We start from the raw sequence: 19,897 nt of genomic DNA on the forward strand, positions 1-19,897 counted from the left end.
CCTCGTTCGGTGGACATCACGACGCGAGACAGCCTAGGGAGTGCAAGGAACGCCGATCGCGGCGCAGTTGTGTTCCGGTTCGGATCGGCGCCCACGCGGCGGTGTCTCCCTCCCCTCACCCATGAGTCACCCCCGGTCATCGCCGTCACCGTCCCGCCACCACCCGGGCGCGCGCCCCGGCGTGCGATGTGCCGACGGCTGGTGAACAGTCGTGCCGAGTCCCTCACTCAAAGGAGAAACCCATGCTTCGGCGCATCTCAGTGATCCTGGCCGGTGTGACGGCCGCCTGCTTCCTCTCCGCCGGACCGGCAGCGGCGGGCGGCGGCGACGTCGACCTCGGCTGGCTGCAGGGCTACAAGGTCAAGGCCGGCAGCGTCCACGTGGGCCACTTCGACGGCGGGTACGCCCACCTGGGCTGACGGGCCGGTACACGCGTGTGGACGGGCGCCTTCCCGGTGCCCGTCCACACGCGTGTACGGCTGCCGCCGGTCAGCGGTCCAGCACCGCCATCGCCGCGTTGTGGCCGGGAACGCCGCTCACACCACCGCCCCGCACCGCGCCCGCCCCGCACAGCAGCACGTTGGGGTGTGCCGTCCCCACTCCCCATCGGCCGACCGGCGAACCGGCCTCCTCGGTGGCGTACGGGAAGGCCAGGTCGCGGTGGAAGATGTGACCGCCCGGCAGCCCCAGGTCCCGTTCCAGGTCGAGCGGCGTCCTCGCCTCGACGCAGGGACGGCCGTCCGCGTCGAGGGCGAGGCAGTCGGCGATCGGTTCTTCGAGGTACTGGTCGAGTTCGGCGAGGGTGGCCGTCAGCAGGGCGGCCCGCACGGCGTCGTTGTCGGCGGTGAACAGCCGCGCCGGGGTGTGCAAACCGAACAGGGTCAGCGTGTGGCAGCCGCGGGCGGCGAGGTCGGGCCCGAGGATGGACGGGTCGGTCAGGGAGTGGCAGTAGATCTCGGAGGGCGGGGCGCTCGGCAGCCGCCCGGCCGCAGCCTCCGCGTACGCCGCCGCCAGCTGCCCGTACCCCTCGGAGATGTGGAACGTGCCCGCGAAGGCGTCGTGCGGGTCGACGGAGCGGTCCGTCAGCCGGGGCAGCCGGGTGAGGAGCATGTTGACCTTGAGCTGGGCGCCCTCGGCGGGCGGTGGGGCCGGTTCGCCCAGCAGGCCGGCCAGGGCGTGGGGTGAGGCGCCGACGAGGACATGGCGGGCGGCGACGGCGCCTTCCGTGTCCCCCGTGCGGAACGTGACCTCGGCGGTGTGACCGTCGGTGTCGATCCGTGTCGCCTCGTGCCCGGTGACGATCTCCGCTCCGGCCGCGCGCGCCGCGTCGGCGAGGGCGTCGGTGAGGGCGCCCATGCCGCCGACCGGTACGTTCCAGTCGCCGGTGCCGCCGCCGATCACGTGGTGGAGGAAGCAGCGGTTCTGGACGAGCGACGGGTCGTGGGCGTCGGCGAAGGTGCCGATGAGCGCGTCGGTGAGGACCACCCCCCGTACGAGGTCGTCCCGGAAGTGCTCCTCGATCGCGACGCCGACGGGCTCCTCGAACAGCATGCGCCACGCCTCGTCGTCCGCGATCCGGGCGCGCAGCGCCTCACGGGTGGGCAAGGGTTCGGTGAGGGTGGGGAAGACGCGTGCGGCGACATGACCGGTCATCGCGTGGAACCGCTGCCAGGCCGTGTACTCGGTGTCGGAGCCGGTGAGCGCCGCGAAGGCGTCACGGGTGCGGGGCCCGCCCACGAGGAGGCCGGCCGCGCGGCCGTCGCGCACGGTGGGCGTGTAGGAGGAGACGGTGCGCCTGCGGACGGTGAACCGCAGGCCCAGCTCGCGCACGATCTTCAGTGGCAGCAGGGACACGAGGTAGGAGTAGCGCGAGAGCCTGGCGTCGACCCCGGTGAAGGGCCGGGTCGAGACGGCGGCCCCGCCGGTGGCCGGGAGCCGCTCCAGAAGGAGGACGGTGCGTCCGGCGCGGGCCAGGTAGGCGGCGGCGACCAGTCCGTTGTGGCCGCCGCCGACGATGACGGCGTCGTAGGAGCGCGGTGCGGTCATGGTCCTTCGTAGCACCCTCACCGCCCGCCCCGCTGCTTCAGGACGGCGACCCGGCGGTACAGCCCGACGGCCTCGGCGTGACGGCCGAGCCGCTCCAGGCAGTGGGCCTCGTCGTTGCGGCCGGCCAGGGCGTCCGGGTGGCCGGAGCCGAGCACCCGTTCACGGGCGGCGGCCACCCGCCGGTACCCGGCGAGCGCCTCGGACCAGCGGCCCAGCCAGCCCAGGGCGACGGCGACCTCGCGGCAGCTGACGAGGGTGTCGGGGTGGTCGGGTCCCAGCACGCGCTCGCGGATCGCGCACACCTCCCGCGCCTCGGCGAGGGCCTCGTCCCAGCGGGCGAGCCGGCCGAGGCTGACGCCGAGGCCGTGCCGGGCGCGCAGGGTCTCCGGGTCGTCCGGGCCGTGCGCCCGGGTGCGGGCGTCGACGAGGTCGCGGTACAGCTCCAGGGCCTCGTGGGTGCGGCCGAGGCGGCCGAGCCCGATGCCCACCTCGTAGCGGGCGGCGAGCGTGTCGGGGTGGTGGGGTCCGAGCGCGTGGGCGCGCGCCGCCGCGACGTCGCGGTGGATCTCCAGCGCCTCGTCCCACCGGCCCAGCATGCCGAGGGCGTACGCCACTTCGTGGCGGGTGGCCAGGGTGTCCGGGTGCTCGGGGCCGAGCAGCAGGGCGCGGGCCCCGGCCACGTCGGCCGCCATCCGGTACGACTCCTCGAACCGTCCCTGTCTGCCGAGGTTGAGGGCGAGGTCGTGGCGGCAGCGCAGAGTGTCGGGGTGGTCGGCGCCCACGGTGCGCTCGCGGGCGGTGAGCACGCCGGCGTACACCCGGTGGGCCTCGACGTGGCGGCCCAGCCGGCCCAGGGCGTACGCCGTCTCCCGGGTGGCCGCGAGGGTGTCGGGGTGGTCGGGGCCGAGGAGGCGTTCACGCTCGGCGGCGACCGCGCGGTGCACGGCGTACGCCTCCTCCCAGCGGCCGAGCCCGGCGAGGCCGAGGCCGGCGTCGTGCCGGCCGGCGAGGTCGGCGAGGTCGGCGAGCAGCCCGGGCGGCGGTGTGGGCCGCTCCGTCCGGCGGGAGCGCCCGGCGCCGCTGGGTGGGGCCGGGCGGGCGCCGGCCCGCGCGGCGGTGGTCCACTCCCCGCTGAGGCCGGCGGCCGGGTCGGGCGGCGTGGAGCGCAGGGTGCCGACGCCGACGGCCTTGGGGCCGGTGGTCATGCCCCGGGCCCAGGACGGCAGGCGCGGGGCGGGCGCGTACGCGCCGCACACCTCGTACGACACGCCCGACGCGTCGTGGGGCGCGCTCGACGGGTTCGGCGCGAGGGACGCGTTCGGCGTGGGGACCGTGGGGGTTTCGCGGGACGGGACCGGCACGGTGACCGCTCGGGCGCCGGTGATGCGACGGCACAGGTCGGCGGCGTCCGGCGGGCGGTCCCCGGGCGTCTTCGCGAGCAGGTCGAGGACGAGCCGCTCGAAGAACACCGGCAGTTCCGGCCGGTGCCGGCGCGGCGGCTCGGGCGGCGTGTCCCGGTGGCCGATCAGGATCGCCCAGGCGTCGTCCAGGTCGAACGGCGGGACGCCGGTGGCGATTTCGTACAGCACGCAGCCCAGCGAGTACAGGTCGCTGCGGTGGTCGACCTGGTTGCCGCTGATCTGCTCGGGCGACATGTAGTGCGGCGTCCCCATGGCGATGCCGGTGCCGGTGAGGCGGGAGGTGAAGCCGATGTCCCCGCCGAGGCGGGCGATGCCGAAGTCGCAGATCTTCACCGTGCCGTCGGTCAGCCGCATGATGTTGGCGGGTTTGAGGTCGCGGTGGACGATGCCCTGCCGATGCGTGTGGGCGAGGGCCTCGGCGACCTGCGCGGCGATGTCGACGACGTCGTGCACGGGCAGCGGGCGGGGGGTGTGGTCCTCCAGCACCTGGCTGAGGTTGCGGCCGTCGAGGAGCTCCATGACGAGGTAGAGCAGCCCGTCCCACTCGCCGAAGTCGTGCACCACGGTCACGCCGCGGTGCTGGAGCGCCGCCGCGACGCGCGCCTCGCGGCGGAAGCGCTCGCGCAGGACGCGCGTGAAGCCCTCGTCGCGCTGCGGCCCGAGCGGCTTGAGGCACTTGACCGCGACACGGCGGCCCAGTGACTCGTCGGTGGCGCGCCACACCTCTCCCATGCCGCCGCGCCCGATCAACTCGTGGAGTCGGTACCGGCCTTGGAGCAGCCTGGTGTCCCCCATCGCGTGTCATCGCCCCCGTCGACTCGCCATGCCCTCCCCGGCCCGTCCAGTATGGCGGCCTGTCTGCGGAGTTCGTACGGGGCCGGGCGGGTGTCGGGGCCCAGTCTGTCGATGGCTTTGAGGATGTGCCGGGGCGGTAGTCGCCAGCGGATACGGGAGGGAACGCAGCGCAGCAGGTTGCCGGTCGCGGTCAGTCGGCGGGTGACGGTTCCGGGGTCCGGCGCGGGTGTTCCGTACACCTCGTGGGCCCAGGGCGGCAGCGCGTCGTACGCCAGTGCCGCCACGCGCCGCCACACCAGGGCGCGGGCCGGGACGAGCGGGGCCGGGACCGGCGGGCGGCGCAGGAACGCGTCGACCGCGCGGGCGTCGTCGCCGGCGGTGAGGTCCGGTCGGATGCCCTCGAAGTAGGCGGCGAGCTGATCGGTGGAGCCGGGCACGCGGGCGGGGTCGAGGCCCACGAGGCGGGCGCCTTCGCGGTGTTCGGCGACGTACCGGTCGGCCTGGGCGTCGCTGACGGGGATGCCCGAACGGCGTGCAACCTGGAGGTACGAGTCGATCTCGGCGCAGTGCACCCACAGCAGGAGCTCGGGGTCGTCGACGCCGAGCAGCCGGTGGATCCTGCGGACGCGGGCGCCGGCCTGCTCGGCGGCTTCGGTGGTGCCGTATGTGACGGTGCCGACGAAGCCGGCGGTGCGCATCAGCCGGCCCCACGCGTCGTCCATGAACGTGCTGTTGATCATCACGCCGCGCACGGCGCGGGGATGGAGGGCCTGGAGCTGGAGGGCGCGGACGCCGGCGATCCACATCATGGGGTCGCTGTGCACCTGCCAGGTCACCGAGTCGGGTCCGAAGAGCCCGGGGTCCGCGCCGCCGCTGTCGCTCGTGGTTGTGCGCACGGTTCGACGGTACCGCCGGAGACGGCAGCGGGCGCCGGTCGGGGCGGGATTCGGCGTGACGTGGGCGCCTGCCCGGCCGGCGGGACGGGCCAAGGGGTCAGTCGGTGGAGAGGGCCGTGAGGAGGTCACCGACCTGGGGGTGCGGGAGGGCGCGGGCGACGTCCGCCTGGGCGATCATGCCCACCAGCCGGTGGTCCTCGATCACCGGCAGCCGGCGCACCTTGTGCGCGGACATCCTGCGCAGCACCAGCTGCGCGTCGTCGTCGGCGTCCACGTACACCACCTCGCCCTGGGCGAGGTCGCCCGCCGTGGTGGAGGCCGGGTCCTTGCCCGCCCCGAGGGCCTTCACGACGATGTCGCGGTCCGTCAGCATGCCCTTCAGCCGGTCGTCATGGCCGCAGATCGGCATGGCGCCGACGCCGAGTTGCCTCATCATCTCGGCGGCCTGCAGCAGCGTGTCGCCCTCGCCGACGCAGTCGACGCCCCTGGTCATCAGCTGACGTGCGGTGGTCATGTGCCGGTTTCCTCCCGCCTCACAGTACGATCATCAGCGCCATCGCGCCGAACAGCGCCGCCACGAGCACGACGATGAGCAGGATGATGGCCAGCGGGGCCTTCGCCCAGCCGGTCGGCGGGTTGTGCGTCTCCCTCGGGAGGGCCCCGGACATGCTCGACTCCGCGGGGGGTGTCTCGCCGGGCGGAACACCGCCGCCGGCGTCGAGGCCGGGGGTCCGGTCCGGATCGGGGTCCGGGTTCATGTGCGTCATGGCGTACGAGTGCGCAGTCCTGGGCGTTTCATTCACGCGGCGGGCCGCGCGTTCCCGCAGCCGTTCGATCTCCGGAAGGCGTTCCTTCGCGTTCCGTGTTCCCTCGCGTGGTCGCTCCTCCACGCGCGCGGTTCACTCACGCGTCCTGCGCCGGTGACTCGTGTCGCACCACGGGTAGCGGCGGCTGCGCCGACAGGTGCAGACGGCGACCAGGAAGCGGTCGGAGGATGCGGTGCCACCGTCCGGCAGCTCGATCTCGACCGGTCCTTCGACCAGCATGGGACCTTCGGGGTCGATGACGAGGCGTACGGGTTCGCACCCCTGCTCACGTGGGAGTTCAGCTTCGCTGGGCACGGATCACCACCAGCTCTTCCTTCCGTTGTCCGGGTCGTATCACTCCGTGCCGCTCCAGCCACGGCGCGTGCCGTTCCATCACGGGTCCGAAGGGGATCATGGTGCGGAGCGCCACCCGCGCGCTCAGCCCGTTGTCGGTGAGCTGCTCCAGCGTCGGGGCGACGCCGGACAGCACGGACTGCACCAGGAGGAGGACTCCCCCCTCGCGCAGCAGTTTCGGCGCCTCGGCGCACAGCCGGTCGAGGACGACACGCCCGTCGGCCCCCGCGTGCCACGTGTGGCTGTCCGCGCCGTCGTCACCGCGGGGCGAGCGGACATAGGGAGGGTTGGACAGGATCAGGTCAAAGCGCCGGTCGGCGACGGGCCCGGTCAGGTCTCCGTGGAAGACCCGCACGGGCAATCCGAGGCGCCAGGCGTTGTACCGCGCGGCGAGCACGGCCCGCCAGGAGATGTCCACCGCGGTCACCCGCGCCGTCGGCCACTCGGCCGCCAGCAGCGCCAGCGCACCGGTTCCGGTTCCCACGTCGAGCACTTCGGCGTGGTGCGGGAGATGCAGGGTACGCAATTCGCTGCGGAGGGCCCGCGCGAGCAGTTCCGTGTCCTCCTGGGGCGCGTACACGCCGCGCGGTCTGAGTAGCTGCATGTGTAACGGGTACCTCGGTGGTCTCCGGTGAAACGGAGTGATCTTGTGTGAGGAGTGAGCGATGACGTACGTCCCCGGTTCCGGTTCCGGTCTCGGCTCCCTGTGGATGGAGTACGCGCCGGGGCCCGCGCGCCCCGCTCTGGACGAGTCCGTGGAGACCGAGGTGGCCGTGGTGGGAGGCGGCATCGCGGGGCTCTGCACGGCGTGGGAGGTGGCGCGCGCGGGGCATCCGGTGGTGCTGCTGGAGGCGGACCGGATCGCGTCCGGGGTGACCGGGCACACGACGGCGAAGCTGTCGGCGCTGCACGGCATGGCCTATGCGGAGATCCAGTCCGTGCACGGGGCGCGCGGCGCCCGGCTGTACGCGCACTCGCAGCAGATCGCCGTGGACCGTGTGGCGGAGGTGTCCGAGGAGCTGGGCATCGACTGCGACCTGGAGCGGCTGCCGGCGTACACGTACACCGAGGATCCGGCCATGGCGGACAAGATGCGCGCGGAGGCCGACGCGGCACGGGCGGCGGGGTTGGCCGCCTCGTACGAGACCGAGGTGCCGCTGCCGTTCCCGGTGGCGGGCGCGGTCAAGGTGGAGAACCAGGCGCAGTTCCATCCGCGCAAGTACCTGCTGGCGCTGGCCGCCGACCTGGAGAGGCTGGGCGGGCGGATCTTCGAACGGACCCGGGTGACGCGGCTCCAGGAAGGCTCGCCGTGCGAGCTGGCCACCAGCGGCGGACACACGGTCAGGGCCCGTGACGTCGTCGTGGCCACGCACTACCCGGTCTTCGACCGGTCGCTGCTGTTCACCCGGCTGGAACCCAAGCGGGAGCTGGTGGTCGCCGGGCCGATCCCGGCCGAGCGGGACCCCGGGGGCATGTTCCTGACGCCCGAGGGCGGTACGCGTTCGGTGCGGACGGCCCCGTACGGCGAGGGGCGCCGGATGCTGATCGTCACCGGCGAGCAGTTCACCCCGGGGAAGGAGGGCGAGGGCGAGGTCGGCAAGCGGTTCGAGAAGCTCGCCTCGTGGGCGCGGGAGCGGTTCCCGGACGTGGAGCTCACGCACCGGTGGGCTACGCAGGACAATTCCTCGACCGACCGGGTCCCGTACGTGGGGCGGCTGCACGCGGGCTCCCGGCACGCGTACGTGGCCGCCGGGTTCGCCGGCTGGGGCATGAGCAACGGGATCATGGCGGGCGAGCTGCTTGCGGCGCGCATCCGGGGTCGTGAACCCGCCTGGACGAGCCTGTACGACCCGGTGCGGCTGCACCCGGTGCGTGAGGCGCCCGCGATGCTGCGGCTCCAGGCGCAGGTGGGCAAGCACTTCATCGGCGACCGGCTGCCGGGCGCGCACGCCGACTCGACGGCCGACATCCAGCCGGGCGGCGGCGCGGTGGTACGGATCGGAGGGCGGCGGCTCGCGGTGCACCGGGACGCGGCGGGGGCACTGCACGCGGTGTCCGCCCGCTGTACGCACCTGGGGTGCATCGTGCACTTCAACGACGAGGAGCGCGCCTGGGAGTGCCCGTGCCACGGCTCGCGTTTCGACGTCGACGGGAAGGTGGTGCAGGGGCCGGCCCTGCGCCCGCTGGAGCAGGCCGAACTGGAGGAGGACAACTGATGGCACCGGCCCCCCTGCCGGAGGCGCGCGGCCCGCTGTCGGCCGCCGTGCGCGACGTACTGCTGGGCGCGGTGACGGCGCCGGAGGTCACCGTGGCGGGCGCCGACCCGCTCGGTGAGGACCTCCAGCTCGCGCTGTACCTCTCGTACGAACCGCACTACCGCGCGCTGGAGGGCGTCGCCGACGAGCGGGAGTGGGACCCGGCGCTGCTGGGGCTGCGCCGCCCCATGGAGGAGGCGTTCCTGGCGGCGCTGCGCGAGGCGGTACCGGCGGACGCCGACGTGGACGCGGCCCTGGAGCCGCTGCTGGTGGAGCCGGTGGACGGGCACGGCGTGTCGCACCGGCTGATGGACGAGGGCGACTGGGACCTGATGCGGGAGTACCTGGTCCACCGGTCGCTCTACCAGCTCAAGGAGTCCGATCCACAGGCGTGGCTGATCCCGCGGCTGGAGGGGCAGGCGAAGGCGTCGCTGGTGGCCGTGGCGTTCGACGAGTTCGGCGGCGGTCACGGCGAGCGGGTGCACGCGCGGCTGTTCGCGGATCTCATGGACGGGGCGGGCCTGGACTCCTCGTACGGGCGCTACCTCGACCTGGCGCCCGCGAGCACCCTGGCCACGGTGAACGTGATGTCGCTGTTCGGACTGCACCGTGCCCTGCGGGGCGCGGCGGCGGGGAACTTCGCGGTGCTGGAGATCACCTCGCCGCCGGGCGCCCGGCGGATGGCGAAGGCGCTGGAGCGGCTCGGCGCCGAGGAGCGGTGCGTCCGGTTCTTCACCGAGCACATCGAGGCGGACGCGGTCCACGAACAGGTGATGCGCCGGTACGTCCTCGGTGACCTGCTTTCCAGGGAGCCGGAACTGGCGGCGGACGTGTCCTTCGGGATCCGGGCGACGGTATGGCTGGACGACCGCTGGGCGGACCAGGTCGTGTCGGCCTGGGACGCGGGCCGCACGTCACTGCGGCGCCCCCTGACGGAGGGGTGAGCGGACGGCGCCCCCGCGGGCCGGGGTGCGCCGTCCGAGCCGGGGCGCGGTGCCCACGATCCGGGGCGGGAAGGCGGAGATACGCTCCGCCGCCCGCCCACCGGGGCGTGACGCCCGGCGCCGGGGGACGTCGCGGAGCCGGCCGGTCACGCTCGCGGAGCCAGGCCCGGTCCGTCACACCCGCGCGGAGCCGGGCTCGGCCCGGTCCGTCACACCCGCGCGGAGCCAGGCCCGGTCCGTCACCCGCGCTGAACGGGCTCGGCCCGGTCCGTCACACCCGCGCTGAACGGGCTGGGCCCGTCACAGCCGTACGGAGCCGAGTGACACGGGAGCCAACCACGCCTGGTGGGTGGGCCGTCCCCGGCCGTGTGGGCTGGACACGGGCCGGCCGCGGCGGCGGGAGCGGTTCCGTCGCCGAGAGCCGGTAGCGCAGCGCACCCTCGGCATGATCCCCCTTGGATGCGCGCCGGGGACGCCGGCTCCCGGGGGCGCCGGAGTCCTCGGCGCGGCGCATGAGAGCGGGCCGCGCGGTCGGTTCCCGGGGCGGGAGGCGGTCGCGCGGCCCGTGGTGGAAGTCGGGTCGGTCAGGGGAGCAGCTCGTCGAGGGCGGCCTTGCCCTTCTCCGCCAGTCGGCGCTCGGCCCAGGCCAGGTTCTTGGGATTCACGTCGCGTCCCGAGGCGAGCACCAGGTCTTCGGCGGTGTAGTCGTCACTTTCGGCGCCGCTGTGCAGCAGGCGGTCCGGCGTGACGCGTTCCCGCCGGGAGGTCGAATCGGGCTCAGCGTTCATGCCGCCTCCTTGTTCGTCCTGGAGTCATTGTCGTCGCCGGGTACCCCGATCGCATCCCCTACACCGGGCGATCGCGGCCCGGTCGCGCGACGGCCGGGGATCCTTGTCGAACGTCTTGACGATGAACCGTCCGACCCCGACATTGGGAGCGCTCCCATTTCCCACCTCGTACCTCACTCCCCCTACTCCCCGAGGAATGAAGCGTGTCCCTTCCCCAACCGCACAGACGCGCACGACGCGGCGCCACGGCCCTCGCCGTCCTCCTGGCCGGGGCACTGGTCGCTCCCGTCCAGGCCACCGCCGCCGCCCCGGCCGACGAGGCACCGGAACTCATCGTCAACGGCGACTTCGCCTCCGGTACCGCCCCCTGGTGGTGGACCGCCAACCTCTCGGGCGCCGCCGTGGACGGACGCCTGTGCGCCGATGTCCCGGCGGGCACCGCCAACCCGTGGGACGCCATCGTCGGGCAGAACGGCCTGTCCCTCACCGCCGGTGAGGGATACACGCTCAGCTACACGGCGACGTCCACCGTGCCGGTCACGATCCGCACGAACGTGCAGATGGCGACGGAGCCCTGGACGACCGAGTTGTCCGTGGCGCAGCGGATCGACGCGAGTGGTGAGCGCGTCACGCACGCGTTCACGGCGGCGGCCGACCACGACGCCGCCCAGCTCGCCTTCCAGATCGGTGGCAGCGAGGAGGCGTTCACCTTCTGCCTCGACGACGTCTCCCTGCGCGGCGGCGCCGCACCGCCCCCGTACGAGCCGGACACGGGCTCGCCGGTCCGGGTCAACCAGGTCGGTTACCTCACCCAGGGCCCCAAGAACGGCACCGTGGTGACCGAGGCGACCGCGCCGCTGACGTGGACGCTGCACGCGGCCGACGGGACGCGGCGGGCCGGTGGCACGACGACCCCGGCCGGGGTGGACCCCACCTCGCGGCAGCCCGTCCACACCTTCGACTTCAGCACGGTGACGACCCCCGGCGAGGGGTACACCGTCACGGTCGGGGAGTGGCGGAGCGAGCCGTTCGAGATTGGCGACGACCTCTACTCGGACCTGCGCACCGACGCGCTCGCGTACTTCTACCACAACCGCAGCGGCATCGAGATCGACGCGGACATCGTCGGTGAGCGGTACGCCCGCCCCGCCGGCCACATCAACGTGAGCCCCAATCAGGGCGACAACGACGTGCCGTGCCAACCGGGCGTGTGCGACTACCGCCTCGACGCGGCCGGTGGCTGGTACGACGCCGGTGACCACGGGAAGTACGTCGTCAACGGAGGCATCTCCGTCGCCCAGTTGATGTCCCTGTTCGAGCGGACGCTGACCGAGGAGCACGCGGACGCCGCTCCCCTCGGGGACGGGGCGCTGCGGCTTCCCGAGCACGGCAACGCGCTTCCCGACATCCTCGACGAGGCCCGCTGGGAGCTCGACTTCCTGATGCGGATGCAGGTGCCGCAGGGCGAACCGCTGGCCGGCATGGTGCACCACAAGCTCCACGACAAGGCGTGGACCGGCCTGCCGACTCCCCCGCACACCGACCCGCAACCCCGTGAGCTGCACCCGCCGTCCACCGCGGCCACCCTCAACGTGGCCGCCACCGCCGCGCAGTGCGCCCGCCTCTTCGCGCCCTACGACGCGGCGTTCGCGGCCCGGTGCCGTACCGCGGCGGTGACCGCGTGGAACGCGGCCAAGGCCCACCCGGACGTCCTGGCCGATCCGGACGACGGCACGGGCGGCGGCGCGTACCCCGACGACGACGTGCGCGACGAGTTCTACTGGGCGGCGGCCGAGCTGTTCCTCACCACCGGGCAGGACGTCTACCGCCAGGAGGTGCTGCGCTCCCCGCTGCACGGCGACACCGACGCGGTCTTCCCGCGCGGTGGCATGTCGTGGGGGTCGGTGGCGGGTCTGGGCGCGCTCGACCTGGCGACCGTGCCCGGCAAGCTGACCGCCGACCAGCTCAGGACGGTGCGGAGCATGGTCACGCGGGCGGCGGACGGCTACGCGGCCGACTCCGCCAGGACCTCGTACGGCCTTCCCTACGCCCCGCCCGACGGCCACTACGTGTGGGGCTCGAACAGTCAGGTCGCCAACAACATGGTGGTCCTGGGCACGGCCCACGATCTGACCGGCAGGACGGTCTACCGCGACGCCGTGCTGCGCGGGTTCGACTACCTGCTGGGCCGCAACCCGCTGAACCAGTCGTACGTCACCGGATACGGCGAGCGGGATTCGCGCAACCAGCACCACCGGTTCTGGGCCCACCAGCTCGACCCCTCGCTGCCCAACCCCGCGCCGGGCTCGCTGGCCGGCGGCCCGAACGACGCCATCCAGGACCCGGTGGCGCAGGACAAGCTGAAGGGCTGCGCCCCCGCGATGTGCTACATCGACCACATCGAGTCGTGGTCGACCAACGAGATCACCATCAACTGGAACGCTCCGCTCGCCTGGGTCGCCGCCTACGTGGACGACCTGGGCGGCGGCGCGGACCGCGAGACGGTCTGTGAGGTGAGCTACACCTCCACTCGGTGGGACGGCGGCTTCAGCAGCCAGGTCGCGGTGAAGAACACCGGCAGCCGGGCCTTCGACCCGTGGCAGCTGACGTGGACGTTCGGCGACACGCAGCGCGTGACCGGCCCGTGGAGCGCCTCCGTCACCCAGAGCGGCCCGTACGTCACGGCCGGGGCGCTGAGCTGGAACGCCCGCCTGGAGCCCGGTGCCACCGTGCGCTTCGGCTTCAACGGGCAGTCCGGTGGACCGGCGCACGACCCGCGGGTCTTCCGGCTGAACGGCCGGGCCTGCGCGACGGCTCCGCCCCGGTAGGGAGCGTTCGCGTCAGCGTACGAGGGCGGCGGCCTCCCTCACGGTGAGGGCGCCGCCTTCGGCGTGGGCGCGGGCGTAGGAGGCGTCGTCGAGGACGGCGCGCAGCTCCCTCTCGGCGCGGTCCCTGACCTCGGCCTCGGCGTCCACCGGCAGTTGACGGAAGCCCGAGCCCGCCGGTCCGCCGACGTGCCGGTCGTACGTGCCGAGGAGCCGTGCGCCGTCGTGCGGGTCGCCCCCGTGGGCCATGGCCCACGCGGCGGTGGGGAACTGGCTGAGGATCATGTGCGGGGCGACCAGGTACGCCAGGGTCTCCAGTCGGCGCACGGCGTCCGCGAGGCGTTCCCTGGCGCGTGCCTCGTCGCCGTCGAGGCAGTCCAGCCAGGCGTGCAGGCCCAGGAGCATCCCGGTGAACATCTCCGCCGTGTCCGGCGGGAGCCCGCGCTCGATGAGCTCCAGTCGGTGCCGGGCGAGGCCGGTGCGGCCGGTGCGGCCGTAGTGCTGGACGAGGAGCAGCCAGGCGGTGCTGACGGCCTCGACGTTGAACTCCGCCGCGTCCCGCGCGGCGTCCACCAGCATGCGTTCGGCACCCTCGCGCTGTTCCTCGCCGGTGGCGCTGCGGAACCGTACGGACGCCAGGCGGGCCCTGAAGATCGTGGCCTGGCTGTGTGCGCCGATCCGCCGGGCGCTCGCCAGCGCCCGTTCGAAGTCCTCGGCCGCCTCGGCGTACCGGCCGGCCCGTTCGTGGGCCTCGCCGCGCGCGCAGAGCGATTCGGCGATGCCCCACCGGTCCCCGGCCGCCCGGAACAGGGCGAGCGCCTCGCCGGCGTCGGCTTCGTCGGTCCGCAGCAGCTTGGTCCGCATGAGCAGGGCGAAGCCGAGGTCCACGTCGTCGCCGTGGGCCCGGCAGCAGGCCACGGTGGCCTCCATGGTGTCGGCGAGGCCGTGGAACTCCCCCAGCAGCATGCGGACGAAGAACCACATGGCGCCGGGTTGGCGGCTGTTCTGCGGCATGCCGGGGCGGTAGGCGTCGGCGATGGCCCGCAGGTAGGCGCGGTTCTCGGGTTTCTCCAGCGCGGCCGTTCCCTGGCTGCCGTCGCCGGCGAAGGCGAGGAGCCGCACGCCGCGCCGGGCCTCCCACAGTGTTTCGTCGTCCCACGGCGGTGGCGTGTCGGTGCACCGCCCGGTCATCGGCACGGCGGGGCGCGGGTCCTGTCCCGGTGGTGGCCGGAACGGGTCGGGGCCGAGCGCGGCGACCGCCGCCGACCAGGTGGCGGCGTCCGTGTGGTGGCCGCGCAGTTGCCAGAACCAGTTCATGGACAGGGCCAGGCACATCCCCTCCTGTTCCTCGCCGAGCTCGACGGCGGTGCGCAGGGCGGCGTGCACGTTGTCGAGCTCGGTCTCAAGAGTGCGCAGCCACGCGGTCTGGCGGGGGCCGCGCAGCTCGTGATCGCCGGCGCGGGCCAGCTCGCGGTGGGCGACGAGGTGGCGGCGGGCGGTGGCCTCCTGTTCGCCGGCCTCGGCGAGCCGGCCGGCGGCGTAGTCGGCGACGGTCTCCAGGAGCCGGTACCGCATGGCGCCGGTGGCCGAGGGGGCGGCGACGACGAGGGATTTGTCGACCAGTGAGGTCAGGCGTTCGAGGGTGTCCGGTTCGGCGCAGACCTGCTCGGCCTGCGCGAGGGTGCAGCCGCCGGAGAAGACGGCGAGGCGCCGCAGCACCGCCCGCTCGGTCTCGTCGAGGAGGTCCCAGGACCAGTCGACGACGGCGCGGAGGGTCTGCTGGCGGGGCAGCGCGGTGCGGCTGCCGCTGGTGAGGAGGCGGAAACGGTCATCGAGGCGGTCGGCGATCTGGCGGGGGGTGAGGGCGCGGAGCCGGGCGGCGGCCAGCTCGATGGCCAGGGGCAGTCCGTCGAGGCGGCGGCACATCTCGGCGCACGCCTCGGGGTCGTCCGCCACGTCGAAGCCGGGGTGGGCGGACGCGCCGCGCTGGGCGAGCAGCCGCAGCGCCGCGTCCTGGGGCAGCGGTTCGACCGGGCGTACGACCTCGCCGGGCACGCCGAGCGGTTCGCGGCTGGTGGCGAGCACGGTGACACCGGGACAGGCGGTGAGGACGGTGTCGGCGAGGCGGGCGGCGGCGCCGATGACGTGCTCGCAGTTGTCGAGGACGAGGAGGAGCCGGCGCCGGCCGCAGTGTTCGACGAGGTGGGCGAGCGGGTCACGGGCCGCCGCGTCGGCCGTCCACCGGAGCGGGGCGCGCGCCCCGAGTGCGGTCAGTGCGGTCTCGGGTACGCCGTCCTCGTCGCGTACGGCGGCGAGTTCGGTGACCCATACGCCGTCGGGCCACTGGTCCCTCACCTCGTCGGCGGCCTCCAGCGCGAGGCGGGTCTTGCCAACGCCGCCCGCCCCGAGCAGGGTGACGAGCCGGTGCCGGCGCAGGTCGCCGGCGAGGGAGGCCAGTTCGGTGTCACGGCCGACGAAGGAGGTGAGACGCGCCCGCAGATTGCCCGGTGCGGCCCGCCCGGGCCCGCGCGCCGGTTCCTCGGCGCCGGCCAGCAGCTCGGCGTGGAGGGCGCGCAGCTCCGGGCCGGGGTCCGTGCCGAGCCGCTCGGCGAGGCCTGCCCGCGCCTCCTCGTAGGCCTGGAGGGCCTCGGCCGGGCGTCCGGCGGCGCGCAGCGCCCGGATCCGCAGGGCGGCCAGGGGTTCGTCCAGGGGGCGGTCCGCGGCCAGTGCGGCGAGCCCGGACAGGGCGTCCTGCGGGCGGCCGAGGGCGACTACGGCGGCGAGGCGGGCGTGACGCGCCTCGGTGTGCCGCAGCTCGGCCCGTATGGCGAGGGGGTCGACGTCGCGGGCGGGCAGGTCGGCCAGCGCGGGCCCGCGCCACAGGCCGAGCGCCTCGTCGAGCAGGCGCGCCGCGGTGGCCGGGTCCCCGGCGGCGAGCGCGGCGGTGCCTTCGGAGGCGAGCCGCTCGAACCGGAACAGGTCGATGTCCTCGGGGCGGGCGGCGAGCCGGTACCCACCGGGTGCGGAGACGACGGCGTCCCGGCCGAGCGTCCGGCGCAGCCGCCCGACGAGGGCTTGCAGAGCCGCCGTTCCGTCGGCCGGCGGGTCGCCGGCCGGGGGCCCCGGCCACAGCTGCGCGGTGAGCTCGGTGACGGGGACGGTCCGCCCGGCGGCGGCCGCGAGCGCGGTGAGGAGCGCCCGCAGCCGGGGCCCCCCGAGCGGGGCCTCGGTGCCGTCGGGGCGGAGGGCCTGGGTGGCGCCGAGGACGCGGTAGCCGTGGATCATCCGGTCATTGTCTCCCCCGGGCCGGTGGACCGTGGCGGGCTGCCCGGGGCCGCTTCCCGACCTCACAGGGCAATACCTCTAGCGCCGCAGCATCCGGTCGACGAGGTTGGCGGTCGCCTTCTGCACATGCCGGTTCAGGTAGTCCTTGTCCGCCAGGGCCAGCGCCCAGTGGAAGGTGCCCGCGACGAACACCATGGCGCCGTTCGGGTACTCGGTGAGCGCGGTGTGCTGAAGGGGCGGGAGGAGCAGTCCGGGGCGGTTGTCCACGTACGGCGACTCGGCCAGCAGGGTGCGCCGGGCGCCGGGCGGGCTGGGGGCCGTGGGGTCGTAGCTGTCGGCCTCGACCCCGACCATGCCCGGCAGGGTGTCGCCGTCGCGCAGCCCGGTGCCGGCCCAGAGCCAGTGGTCGGCCTCCTTGACGACCAGCGGGGCGGGGGCGGCCACGATGCCGTTGAACTGGATGCCGAGCAGGGACTGTTCGGCCTGTCGGCGGTCGGGGCCGAGTTCGCGCCAGCGGGCGGTGCGGCCGGAGGCGTCGGGTGCCGGGTCGGGCGCGGACTTGTAGCAGGCCATGACCCGGTTGTCGCGGCCGGCGGCGGACGGCTCCATGCGGACGTGGAAGTAGACGTTGTTCGACGCGAGGAAGGCGAGGTGCGTCCCGGCGGCGACGGCCTTGTGCGCGGAGTCGAGCATCGGTTTGGACCAGTACTCGTCATGGCCGGGGAAGAAGATCGCCCGGTACCTGGTCGTGTCGACGGTGCCTTGTTCGAGGTCGAGGCTGCTCGCGTAGGTCACGTCCCGGCCGGCCTGCTCGGCCCAGCGGATGAAACTCGTGTCCAGTTCCAGCCAGTTGGGGGAGCCGGCCTTGGTGTAGGGCCGGTCGAAGGAGACCTTGTACGCCCGCTCGTCGGCGCCGCCGATCTTGTTCCGTGCCGCGTATCCCCGGTAGAGGTTCTTGCCCGTTCGCCCGTCCTTGGGCCACATGTTGTACGCCTGGTAGGTGGTGAAGGGCAGCACGCACAGGATGTCGGAGGGGCGCTGCGGCTCACGCACCACGAACGGGACCCTGCTGCTGTAGCCCTCGTCGGAGGTGAGGACGGCCAGGTAGAGGCCGGACATCCAGTCGGAGGGGATGCGCAGACTCCAGGAGACCGGCCAGCGGCAGGCGATGAGGCCGGTCGTGGGATGTGCGGTGGGTATCGCGCGTGTTCTGCCCTGGAGGCGTTCGCTGACGGCGCGGAGCCGGGCGCCGTGGCCGCCGTAGTACCCGATGCGGAAGATCTCGATCCGGTAGCCCTGCGGCCTGTGCACGGAGACGTGGAAGTCGATGACTTCTCCGTGGCCGACGGATGTGGCGGAGGCGTATCCCTGGATGTGGCCGGCCCGGTCGCCGGACCACCGGGGACGGCTGGCGCCGACGCGCCTGTCCTCCACGCTCACGTGCCGGTTCTCCTCCGCCATGGAGCGGGAGGGAGACGAGGCCTTCGGTGCTGCCGTGGCGGGCGCCGCGTCGGGCCCGGTGAGGGCCGGCGCCCCGGGCAGTGGCCGGTTCACGCAGGCATGGGCGGCGACGCCGATCGCTCCGGCTCCGGCCAATCCCAGTATCGCGCGGCGCGACGGTCCCGACATAATGAATTCCCCCCTGCTTGCAGAAGCACCGGAAAACGGCGGACGACATGCGCCACGGGAAAATCCATTACTTTCCGTCGGCGGCTGTCATCGCGCTTCACGATGCCTACGAGTCGACCGCACCGGGCACTGAACAGCAGGTCAGCAGGGTGATGCGCGCGTCCGCGCGAACACGTTCCCAGTCCGGCACGACGCCACCGCACCCCCCTGCGCATTCATTGTGCACACCCCCGGGCGCATTGTCGAAGAAATTACCAGGAAGGTACAACTACGTCAAAATGCGCGAATTATGTTTCCCGTAAGACGGTGAAACGCATTCACACGTTCCACCTCTTCTCGTGATTCGGATCACAGGGAAATTCTGGAACAAGGAATTCCGCACTCCTGCCTCGGAAACGCAGACGGCCGCCGGGGCGGAGGGGGTCCGCCCGGCGGCCGGTCGGGGGTGCGGCTACTGGTGGGTGATGTCCGATGCCGTGCAGCGGCAGTACGTTCCGTCGGGGCCGCTGCTCGTCTGGACGGGCTCGGCACCCGTGTTGTTGCCGGTGCGGCGCACGCACGGCTTGATCCTCCGGGTGCTGTCACCGTGGACGCGGTTGTCGCGCAGGGGCGCGGTGTCCCCGCAGTTTGGTGTCGACGCCCGCGAGGGAGGTGTCCGGGCCGGTCCCGGCGCGGCTACGGGACGAAGTCCCCGCGTACGGTGGCCTCCCGGCCGTCCCTGGTCGTGGCCGTGACGGTGTAGCGGTCGCCGTGGGCGTCGCGTCCGCCCTCGGCGTGGTTGTACTGGGCGGCGAAGACGTGCCGGCCGGGCGGGACGGTGCGGCCGGGCCTGAGCGTCCAGGTGTAGACGAGGCGGCCGTTCTCCTGGCGCACCGAGACGGTGAAGTCCGCTTCGGGCAGGGTGCGCCAGTGCCCGGTGCTCGCCACGCCCGCGGTGCGGACGATCCGGAGGGCGACGGTGAGGGAGGTGAGCGGGCGGTTGTTGCGCAGGGTGAGGTTGTTCTGCGCCCAGAAGCGGTTGGAGTGGGGGTCGACGACGCCGTCCGCGCGCAGGCGCTCGGCGGCCGAGGGGGTGCTCACCGTACGCGCCGGGGCGTGGTCGTGGAGCATCGCGGCGGTCATGTGGCCGCCGATGAGCAGAACGGCGGCGACCGCGGTGAGGGCACCCGCGACCCGCGGCCAGGGCCGGCCCGCGGCCGGGCGGTACGCGGCGGCGGGAGCGGCGGCGGCCATGCCGCGTTCGACCCGCGCGAGGATGCGGGCGCGGTCGGGCTGGTGGGCGTGGGCCGCCTGACGCAGGCGGTGCTTCAGCTCGTCCACTGTTCCCTCCCTCCCACCAGGTGCGACGCCGCGCGGCTGCCGAGCATCTGCTCCAGCTGGGCCATGGCCCTGGACGTCTGGCTCTTCACCGTACCGACCGAGATGCCCAGGGTGAGGGCGGTGTCCCGTTCGGAGAGGTCGAAGGCGTGACGCAGGACGACGCAGGCGCGTTTGCGGAACGGCAGCCGGCGCAGGGCGCCCTGGACGTCGACGACGGCGGGTACGTCGGGTTCGTCGGTGTGTTCGCCGCGCTGCGACCAGAACAGGGCGATGCGGCGGCGCTCGCGGACGGCGCTGCGGATGCGGCTGCGGGCCAGGTTGGCGACGACGCCGCGCGCGTAGGCGGCGGGGTGGTCGGCGGCGCGGACCCGGTCCCAGCGGTGCCAGAGGGCGAGCAGCGCGTCGGCGGCGAGGTCGTCGGCGGCGTCGGCCTCGCCGGTCAGCAGGTGGGCGAGGCGGGCCAGTTCGGCGTAGTGCAGCTCGAAGAACTCGTGGAACTCCGCCGCGGGGTCTTGGGCGGTGCGCGGCCCCAT

General features: G+C 73.7%; 16 protein-coding genes. 4 read left to right on the forward strand and 12 right to left on the reverse strand.

Annotated elements, in window-relative coordinates; all coding sequences use genetic code 11:
* Nucleotides 1-242: 242 nt before the first annotated feature.
* Nucleotides 243-419 carry a hypothetical protein gene (locus ABZZ38_RS21145; RefSeq protein ID WP_356742094.1) on the forward strand — a complete coding sequence of 59 codons (177 nt, stop codon included), beginning with the start codon at nucleotides 243-245 and terminating at the stop codon, nucleotides 417-419.
* Between the two features lie 70 nt (nucleotides 420-489).
* Here ABZZ38_RS21145 and ABZZ38_RS21150 read toward each other — a convergent pair whose 3' ends face one another.
* From ABZZ38_RS21150 to ABZZ38_RS21180, 7 genes are all read right to left on the reverse strand, one after another.
* Complete coding sequence (locus ABZZ38_RS21150; RefSeq protein WP_356742097.1) at nucleotides 490-2,046, reverse strand: NAD(P)/FAD-dependent oxidoreductase; 1,557 nt, start codon at nucleotides 2,044-2,046, stop codon at nucleotides 490-492.
* Between the two features lie 17 nt (nucleotides 2,047-2,063).
* Entirely contained in the window at nucleotides 2,064-4,262 is a 2,199-nt protein-coding gene (locus ABZZ38_RS21155) for a tetratricopeptide repeat protein (RefSeq protein ID WP_356742099.1), read from the reverse strand.
* A complete protein-coding gene (locus ABZZ38_RS21160) occupies nucleotides 4,214-5,158 on the reverse strand; it encodes an oxygenase MpaB family protein (RefSeq protein WP_356742101.1) in 945 nt (314 codons plus the stop codon). Before ABZZ38_RS21160 ends, ABZZ38_RS21155 begins: the two co-directional genes overlap by 49 nt.
* A gap of 97 nt (nucleotides 5,159-5,255) precedes the next feature.
* Nucleotides 5,256-5,672 carry a CBS domain-containing protein gene (locus ABZZ38_RS21165; protein WP_356742103.1) on the reverse strand — a complete coding sequence of 139 codons (417 nt, stop codon included), beginning with the start codon at nucleotides 5,670-5,672 and terminating at the stop codon, nucleotides 5,256-5,258.
* 19 nt (nucleotides 5,673-5,691) lie between these two features.
* Nucleotides 5,692-5,925: a DUF6480 family protein gene (locus tag ABZZ38_RS21170; RefSeq protein ID WP_356742105.1), complete on the reverse strand. Its 234-nt coding sequence runs from the start codon at nucleotides 5,923-5,925 to the stop codon at nucleotides 5,692-5,694.
* Nucleotides 5,926-6,057: 132 nt separating this feature from the next.
* Nucleotides 6,058-6,279 (reverse strand): CDGSH iron-sulfur domain-containing protein, encoded by a 222-nt coding sequence (locus tag ABZZ38_RS21175; protein ID WP_356742107.1) that lies wholly within the window; start codon nucleotides 6,277-6,279, stop codon nucleotides 6,058-6,060.
* A complete protein-coding gene (locus tag ABZZ38_RS21180) occupies nucleotides 6,263-6,922 on the reverse strand; it encodes a HemK2/MTQ2 family protein methyltransferase (RefSeq protein ID WP_356742109.1) in 660 nt (219 codons plus the stop codon). The genes ABZZ38_RS21175 and ABZZ38_RS21180 overlap by 17 nt, the downstream gene beginning before the upstream one ends.
* Nucleotides 6,923-6,983: 61 nt before the next feature.
* On the opposite strand from ABZZ38_RS21180, the gene ABZZ38_RS21185 reads away from it, so the two are divergent.
* Together ABZZ38_RS21185 and ABZZ38_RS21190 are read left to right on the forward strand one after the other, a co-directional pair.
* Nucleotides 6,984-8,534, forward strand: coding sequence for an FAD-dependent oxidoreductase (locus ABZZ38_RS21185; protein ID WP_356742111.1), 1,551 nt, complete (start codon nucleotides 6,984-6,986; stop codon nucleotides 8,532-8,534).
* On the forward strand, nucleotides 8,534-9,517 hold the full coding sequence (locus ABZZ38_RS21190; protein ID WP_356742113.1) for an iron-containing redox enzyme family protein: 984 nt from the start codon (nucleotides 8,534-8,536) through the stop codon (nucleotides 9,515-9,517). Before ABZZ38_RS21185 ends, ABZZ38_RS21190 begins: the two co-directional genes overlap by 1 nt.
* A 584-nt stretch (nucleotides 9,518-10,101) precedes the next feature.
* On the opposite strand, the gene ABZZ38_RS21195 is transcribed toward ABZZ38_RS21190, so the two are convergent.
* On the reverse strand, nucleotides 10,102-10,305 hold the full coding sequence (locus ABZZ38_RS21195; protein WP_356742115.1) for a hypothetical protein: 204 nt from the start codon (nucleotides 10,303-10,305) through the stop codon (nucleotides 10,102-10,104).
* A gap of 263 nt (nucleotides 10,306-10,568) precedes the next feature.
* Here ABZZ38_RS21195 and ABZZ38_RS21200 point away from each other — a divergent pair, with 263 nt between their 5' ends.
* Nucleotides 10,569-13,133, forward strand: coding sequence for a glycoside hydrolase family 9 protein (locus ABZZ38_RS21200; RefSeq protein WP_356742226.1), 2,565 nt, complete (start codon nucleotides 10,569-10,571; stop codon nucleotides 13,131-13,133).
* Nucleotides 13,134-13,145: 12 nt separating this feature from the next.
* Here ABZZ38_RS21200 and ABZZ38_RS21205 read toward each other — a convergent pair whose 3' ends face one another.
* From ABZZ38_RS21205 to ABZZ38_RS21220, 4 genes are all read right to left on the reverse strand, one after another.
* Complete coding sequence (locus tag ABZZ38_RS21205; RefSeq protein WP_356742117.1) at nucleotides 13,146-16,415, reverse strand: BTAD domain-containing putative transcriptional regulator; 3,270 nt, start codon at nucleotides 16,413-16,415, stop codon at nucleotides 13,146-13,148.
* Nucleotides 16,416-16,493: 78 nt separating this feature from the next.
* Nucleotides 16,494-17,855: a N,N-dimethylformamidase beta subunit family domain-containing protein gene (locus tag ABZZ38_RS21210; RefSeq protein WP_356742119.1), complete on the reverse strand. Its 1,362-nt coding sequence runs from the start codon at nucleotides 17,853-17,855 to the stop codon at nucleotides 16,494-16,496.
* Nucleotides 17,856-18,719: 864 nt separating this feature from the next.
* The gene (locus ABZZ38_RS21215) at nucleotides 18,720-19,364 is read right to left on the reverse strand and encodes a hypothetical protein (RefSeq protein WP_356742121.1); all 645 of its coding nucleotides are present in this window, start codon (nucleotides 19,362-19,364) and stop codon (nucleotides 18,720-18,722) included.
* Nucleotides 19,352-19,897 (reverse strand): SigE family RNA polymerase sigma factor, encoded by a 546-nt coding sequence (locus ABZZ38_RS21220; protein ID WP_356742123.1) that lies wholly within the window; start codon nucleotides 19,895-19,897, stop codon nucleotides 19,352-19,354. Before ABZZ38_RS21220 ends, ABZZ38_RS21215 begins: the two co-directional genes overlap by 13 nt.

Origin of the sequence: Streptomyces sp. NPDC006368 (assembly GCF_040612535.1) — a bacterium.
Lineage (GTDB): Bacteria > Actinomycetota > Actinomycetes > Streptomycetales > Streptomycetaceae > Streptomyces.

Excerpts from the sequence above, each read along its gene's own strand:
- ABZZ38_RS21145 (WP_356742094.1), top strand. The coding sequence starts at position 243 with ATGCTTCGGCGCATCTCAGTGATCCTGGCCGGTGTGACGGCCGCCTGC.
- ABZZ38_RS21150 (WP_356742097.1), bottom strand. The coding sequence starts at position 2,046 with ATGACCGCACCGCGCTCCTACGACGCCGTCATCGTCGGCGGCGGCCAC.
- ABZZ38_RS21155 (WP_356742099.1), bottom strand. The coding sequence starts at position 4,262 with ATGGGGGACACCAGGCTGCTCCAAGGCCGGTACCGACTCCACGAGTTG.
- ABZZ38_RS21165 (WP_356742103.1), bottom strand. The coding sequence starts at position 5,672 with ATGACCACCGCACGTCAGCTGATGACCAGGGGCGTCGACTGCGTCGGC.
- ABZZ38_RS21170 (WP_356742105.1), bottom strand. The coding sequence starts at position 5,925 with ATGACGCACATGAACCCGGACCCCGATCCGGACCGGACCCCCGGCCTC.
- ABZZ38_RS21180 (WP_356742109.1), bottom strand. The coding sequence starts at position 6,922 with ATGCAGCTACTCAGACCGCGCGGCGTGTACGCGCCCCAGGAGGACACG.
- ABZZ38_RS21185 (WP_356742111.1), top strand. The coding sequence starts at position 6,984 with ATGACGTACGTCCCCGGTTCCGGTTCCGGTCTCGGCTCCCTGTGGATG.
- ABZZ38_RS21190 (WP_356742113.1), top strand. The coding sequence starts at position 8,534 with ATGGCACCGGCCCCCCTGCCGGAGGCGCGCGGCCCGCTGTCGGCCGCC.
- ABZZ38_RS21195 (WP_356742115.1), bottom strand. The coding sequence starts at position 10,305 with ATGAACGCTGAGCCCGATTCGACCTCCCGGCGGGAACGCGTCACGCCG.
- ABZZ38_RS21205 (WP_356742117.1), bottom strand. The coding sequence starts at position 16,415 with ATGATCCACGGCTACCGCGTCCTCGGCGCCACCCAGGCCCTCCGCCCC.
- ABZZ38_RS21220 (WP_356742123.1), bottom strand. The coding sequence starts at position 19,897 with ATGGGGCCGCGCACCGCCCAAGACCCCGCGGCGGAGTTCCACGAGTTC.